Origin of the sequence: Nostoc sp. S13, from assembly GCF_029379315.1 — a bacterium.
Lineage (GTDB): Bacteria > Cyanobacteriota > Cyanobacteriia > Cyanobacteriales > Nostocaceae > Nostoc.
Genome location: NZ_JAQYWQ010000020.1, coordinates 60,863 through 67,055, shown reverse-complemented (window position 1 = coordinate 67,055; position 6,193 = coordinate 60,863). Strand labels below are relative to the sequence as shown.

Below are 6,193 nucleotides of genomic sequence, written 5' to 3'. Positions count from 1 at the left end.
CTCCCTACTCCCTGCCTACGCAAATAAGTTCAAGAATCAAATCGGATTGCTATAGTAGCTACCAATTTGAAAAAAGAACGCGACAGATGGGAAGTGTAAGAAAGGTCGTGGAGAATTTACAAACTAAAGTTGCTCAACTTTATTGCTCTAACCGTTCGCCATCCTGTCTTCTGGAGTGGTAAAAGATACGTAAGTCCGAATTAATATCAAGTAGCATAATAAGTGGCACAATAAAAGCCAAAATATACTTTAATTAAATTCATAGTTTAGGTATATACTTATACTTATTGACGCTTATGTCACCGCCCCTTGAGCGCCCGCTAAAATTTGAAATCAGACTGCCATCTTCCCATCCTCAGTTATTGGAAGGATTAGATATATGGCTGCGCTTAGGCTTGATATCCGATACCCAAGTTAGGCAGCTATGTCGAGATTTTCTGGTGTGTGCGGTGGTGTTGCAACCACAGGCTGAAGCTAAAACAAAGGTAGCATTTGCAACTTCTGACCCTGTGCAGCAGTTGCCTGTAGCAGCTTTAGAATCTAGTAGCCGTAGACAACCGCAACAAAAACCAGCTAAACCCAATTTTATCAGTACAATGTTGCAGTCCTTGGGGGCAGAACTAAGTGTTCGTTGGCTGCTTTTTCTAGGGGTATTCCTGGTAGTGGTGTCCTCTGGGGTACTGGCTGCAAGTCAGTGGGAAAGGTTTCCCGCTTCTGGCCAGTATGGAGTTTTATTTGCTTATACTTTGAGTTTTTGGGGGTTAAGTTTTTGGGCAACTAGGCAAAACAACCTCAGATTGACGGCTCAGACATTGCTGATTGTCACCCTTTTGTTAGTCCCAGTGAACTTTTGGGCGATGGATAGCTTTCGGTTGTGGCAAAATCCTCTGGATTGGATTGTAGTTGCGATCGCCTGTCCGACTCTTACTGCTATAACTGTTTTACTCTTCAAAAATCGGACTATTTTTGCGAATTTACATAGCGGTAAATTACCTCTAGCAAATATTCTGGGGCTGAGTTATCTGCATTGGGGTTGGAAATTAAGCGGATTTCCTTTGATTGCCGTTTATGTGGCAATGATTGGCACAACTATCATTACCGTTTATCACAATCTCTACCAACAGCCTAATCCGATCAGCGAGGAAGATGCAAACCATCGCCATAGATTAAGTATTGGTCTACCTGCTGCTGTAATTATTTATGCCTTGATAGTGTTGTTAGTGCGGACGATTTTTATTGCCAGAGTAGATGTGACGCAGTTAGGGTTAGCTATTGGCATTTGCGGCTGGCTGGTGACTTGGTTAGCAGAGCAGGGGAACAGGGGAACAGAGGAAGTAACAGTAATATTCTCCTCATCTCCCACCCTGCGGGAAGCTAAAGCTACATCTCCCTCATCCCCCTCATCCCTCTTACTCTGGGAAAAACTCGGTAGCATTTTACTCTTCGTGGGTTGGCTGGTTTCGGTAGTGAGTTATCCCTGGCAAGCGATCGCTGTAAGTGCTTTGGGCTTGTGGTTTATCGGAAGTCGCTTGCGGCGGTACAGCTTAAAGATTGACTTCGCGGCGGTTTTTCTCATCGGCTTACAGACGATTTGGCTCTTTTGGCGGTTAGTACCTGATAACTTACAGAAATGGGCGATCGCAACTGGTACCCAACTCACCAATTCTCAAAATGAACCTGGGGCGTTGCTGGGAATAGCTTTATTTCCCTACGTAGTTTTGATGGTGGCGCTCACAGATAGCTTGTATCGTAGCGAAAAGCGAGAATTGGCTAAATTTGGCGAACTGCTCACCCTCTTATTTGGAGCTTTTTTAACAACGATCGCTCTGATAAATCCCACATTGCGATCGCTAAATCTGCTATTTTCCACCACCACTCTCGCATTCGTCACTCAACGCCGCTCCCCCTCTTCTCTTCCCCTGGTATACCTAACTCACATCATGGGGATACTGACGTTTTGCTCTATGATTAATTGGCTATTACCAAGCTTGAGTCAACAAGCCTGGGCAAGTATTTTATTAGCTCTGATGGTTGCAGAATGGGCATTTAGCCTCAGCAATGGACTATGGCAACGTAGTGCATGGGACATCGGTTTAGGACTAGCCGCCGTTAGTTTTTTCCGATTGTGGATGAATGCAGAATCATCTTGGTATGGCATAGCTGATAGTCAAGCTGATTGGGGAGTCATTTGGCTAGTTACGCCTATAGCTCTCACCGGTGTAGCCAATGCCACAATTATAGAGCGTCGGACTACTAGCCGTTACTTGAGTGTCTTGGCTGTAGGAGTTGCCCAGCTACTGACTTTACAGCTACCAGAAACCAGATTAATCGGTTTGGCTGTCGGTGTTGGATTGATGTTTGTAAATACGCGCTATTTACGAAACCAAATATCTGCGGTAATTACAGAAGGATTTCTTCTGAGTTTCATTGTGGCGCTGTTGTGGACGGGTGTGCCTGGTTTACCTCGCCTCGCGCTAGCAGGTTGGTTTGTCGTAGGAGCGATCGCAACTCTCAGTCTATGGTTAGCGCGGGCAGTTTTAAGCCGACGCAATAACGAATTAGCAGTTATATATGCAGCCGCCAGTGATAAATGGGCGATCGCATTGTGTGGTTTTGAATTGTTGGGTTTGACGCTACACTCAGTGCTGATTTACCAAGGGTTTACTACTTCGGGATTTTTGTACTTAGCTGCCACTGCGATCACCTTGGCAGGCATTGTTTATCGTAGTTGGCGACAACCGAGAAATTGGGCATTTTATGGCATCGGTTGGTGTTTGGAATTGTTGACTGCCCAGGCGTTGGGATTTGGGGAACGCTCAACTGTTAGGATAGCGATCGCAAATATCGCTTTAGGTTTAATCGCTCAACTTGTCGGAGAGTGGTGGCGACGACGACATCAATTAGAAAGGCTTCCTAGCAGTTTTCACATTTTGCCATTAATTTATGCTGCATTCAGTGTATTCCTGCGTTTGAACACCTTCACCGAGTGGACAGGGTTGTATTCCTTGGGTGTAGCTTTAATTGTTATTGGTGTGGGGCGACGGCGCGAGAACTTTAAACCTCTGCTGTACTTAGGAATTATTGGCGTATCGATTTCTGCCTATGAACTTTTGTTCTATCAAATGTTAGAAGCTTCAGGAGGAGAATTAGGTGATGGATTGATTGCCATGTCTGCCCTTGGTGCCAGTATCATGTATGCTTATCGCATTTTATCGCCTTGGCTTGTAAGCTACTTACGCTTAACTCCCCAAGAACTGAGAAGAATTGCCCATATTCACTGGGCTTGGAGTAGCTGTTTATTAATGGCTGCCATTATTACTCCCATTGAAGTTAACCGTTTAGTGGGATTGGCAACAGGGGTATTTTTAATTCGTTATGCCATCTTTCAGGGACGAAATTCGCGCATTTCCCCCAGCATCTTTGGAGGAATCACAATAGCCGAAATGTGGGTTTACCTTGGCTTATTAGAGGTAGCCGGTATGAGGATTTATTGGCGGGAGACAGCAGTAGGGAAATTTTGGGCTGGGCCGTTAGTTCCTTGGAATGGTGCGATCGCCTGTGTGGTAGCCTATTTTCTATACATCCTACCTTGGGAAAGTTGGGGTTGGTCTAAAAGACCTTGGCAACAAGCTGCCTACATCGTACCACTGATCATTTTATGGGAAACCAGAGTGCGAGTTTACCCCATTACCTTGCTACTCGCAGCTGGATTCTACATCTTCCTCGCAAAGGTGGGTGAAAACATCCGTTTTACCTATATTAGTCTGGCGTTGATTGATTGGGCACTTTACCGTTGGTTTAATTCCTTACATCTAACTGACGCTTTGTGGTACGTGACACCAATTGGATTATCACTCCTTTATATTGCTCAAGTAGATACCCAATTAAAACTACCAGAGTACAAAACATCTCGTCATATTTTGAGAGTGCTAGGTAGTGGTTTAATTTGTGGGTGGGCTATTTTATTTCATCAAGATAAAGCCTGGATACCGGGAATTTTCAGCCTGATTGCCATTTTTGCCGGATTAGCTTTGAGAGTGCGGGCTTTTCTCTATATTGGTACAGCCACTTTTTTAATCACTACAATTTATCAATCGGTAATTTTCAGCTTGCACTACTCTTTCTTAAAATGGGTTATTGGCTTGCTCATTGGCATTTTACTAATTTATATTGCCGCCAACTTTGAAACCCGTCGCGCTCAAATAACTTCCTTAATTCGTAGCACTATTGATGAATTTCAATCATGGCAATAGGTAAGCTAAGGATTAAACTAATTAGACAGGCGATCGCCCAAATTCAAGATACCTGTAAAATTAAGCAAAAGCGATGATTTTGCCAAAGCCTTCTCTGCGAGACGCACTGTTAGGTCGGCTAACGGATTATATTGATTGTAATTTCTGATTGCACTTTCAATTTAGGTATTAAGCCGATCGCCAATATCTTTAAGTTCCGTAACTAAAGTACCGATTGCAGCTACACTGGTAGGGTTTGCAATGGACTTTGAAACAGCTTCTCCTAATCTGATTAGTGGACTTAAAATCTCAAAAAACTTCTGAGCTTCTTGAATTTTTGCAGCCGCTTTATCAAGAGAATTAGTAGCCTCAATTATTTTTTGGGCTGGTTCATTTATATCAGTTAAAACTTTATTTAATTCTATGCTATTAAGTTTGGCAGCAAAGTCCAAAATTTTTTGGCACTCATTATTAATTACTTTCGATTCACTGAAGCTAATTTGCTGGTCATGTAAAAGCTGTGCTGCTCTTTTCTCAAGAGCGGACTTTAGCTCTATCATCTGATTTTTCAAGGACATAAACAATAACTCTCCTTTTTAAAATAATGAATTTGCAATTGGAAAAAATTAAATAAAATATAATTAAAAAGCGCGATCAACTTTCTCTATTAGAGGTTTGACTGAGATGACGTATTCATTGAGAATTGTTTGAATACGCTTCATTTTTTTTGCATCAATTTTTTTGAATGAAACTTTAGCCTGAAACTGACACAATCGATTAATATCTTGGGATTTTAGCCCTTCTTGAAATTCTTTTGTCAGTTGATTATGGGTTCTAACTGTACTTAAAAGAATCTCATTATAAGCCTTAGCTGCTTGTCCTTTTTCTGCTACTATTTCCATATTGTTATTGTAGTCTGCTGTTAAGCTGTGACCTACTGCAATTCGATCAACAAGTTGTTGATATTGTTGATAATTGCTTGGATTTATTTTTGGATCAGTACCTAGATTATTTAAAATAGTAAAGTCAGATTTATAGTAAAGATCAATTGCCTGTGCTTCTAGGTCTAAAGTTCCATTCTTACCAAGGTAGGTATGTTCTACAAGAAATATTAAGCCTCCTGTAGCAGGTTGATAAAGATCAACTCCATCTTGATCGGTTGCTGGAACTGAATTACCAGTCACATATTTATGGAGAGGTTCATTAGTACAAACAATCGCTTTTTGGAGAGTATCCTTTCGAGTTTTCTTAGTCACTAAATCAAATAATACTTTGAGGATTTGACTACCTCCGTCCACTGCATTCGCATCTAGTTTTTTGCCTCTAATAGACAAAATTTTGATACTTTGACCTAAGTTATCTATTGAGTTATCTAAAGATAAATCTTTCCCGCTTGCTATCGCACCTAGAGCTCCCATATAGTCAATTAAAATGCTAACTACTTTTTTGAAATTATCAGAATCAAGTTGCTCAATTGTGTCACAACTCTCTCGCCGAGCATTGCGAATAGAGATTCCATCATCGGGAACTAAGTCGATATATCTAGTACGTCGTAAACAAGATTGATAAATATCTTCAGCAAAATCATTAGAAGCTTGTTCAACTTCCTTTCTGCTCTTGCTAAAGTTTTCTACAGACTGAAAATTAGCTCCACAACTCCCTAACAAAACAGCGATCGGAATAACGACACTGATTAAAGATTTTATTTTGAACATTTTTACTTACTCTCGCACTATTAGGAAAATCACTGTTGTTTGCTTCTACACTACCTAAGTAATCTCCTTTGTTATCATAAAACGTCTAATAAAATAATATGTTTGCAAAGTAGGAATTTAAGTAAACAAATTTTATACGGAAGCTATATTGCAAGCTATTCTAGAAAAAATTTGTACAACTTATTTTTATATGAACCTATCCCACTAATAATATTTGTGCTACAAAGCTTAAGTTGATTGAGAACT

General features: G+C 41.0%; 3 protein-coding genes. 1 reads left to right on the top strand and 2 read right to left on the bottom strand.

Annotated features, from left to right (window positions below):
* Window positions 1-296 precede the first annotated feature (296 nt).
* Window positions 297-4,253 carry a DUF2157 domain-containing protein gene (locus tag PUQ00_RS09570; RefSeq protein WP_300415510.1) on the top strand — a complete coding sequence of 1,319 codons (3,957 nt, stop codon included), beginning with the start codon at window positions 297-299 and terminating at the stop codon, window positions 4,251-4,253.
* Window positions 4,254-4,414: 161 nt separating this feature from the next.
* On the opposite strand, the gene PUQ00_RS09565 is transcribed toward PUQ00_RS09570, so the two are convergent.
* Together PUQ00_RS09565 and PUQ00_RS09560 are read right to left on the bottom strand one after the other, a co-directional pair.
* A complete protein-coding gene (locus PUQ00_RS09565) occupies window positions 4,415-4,810 on the bottom strand; it encodes a hypothetical protein (protein WP_300415508.1) in 396 nt (131 codons plus the stop codon).
* Between the two features lie 63 nt (window positions 4,811-4,873).
* The gene (locus tag PUQ00_RS09560; RefSeq protein WP_300415506.1) at window positions 4,874-5,947 is read right to left on the bottom strand and encodes a hypothetical protein; all 1,074 of its coding nucleotides are present in this window, start codon (window positions 5,945-5,947) and stop codon (window positions 4,874-4,876) included.
* Window positions 5,948-6,193: the final 246 nt, after the last annotated feature.

Coding starts and splice junctions, on each gene's coding strand:
- PUQ00_RS09570 (WP_300415510.1), top strand. CDS start 297: ATGTCACCGCCCCTTGAGCGCCCGCTAAAATTTGAAATCAGACTGCCA.
- PUQ00_RS09565 (WP_300415508.1), bottom strand. CDS start 4,810: ATGTCCTTGAAAAATCAGATGATAGAGCTAAAGTCCGCTCTTGAGAAA.
- PUQ00_RS09560 (WP_300415506.1), bottom strand. CDS start 5,947: ATGTTCAAAATAAAATCTTTAATCAGTGTCGTTATTCCGATCGCTGTT.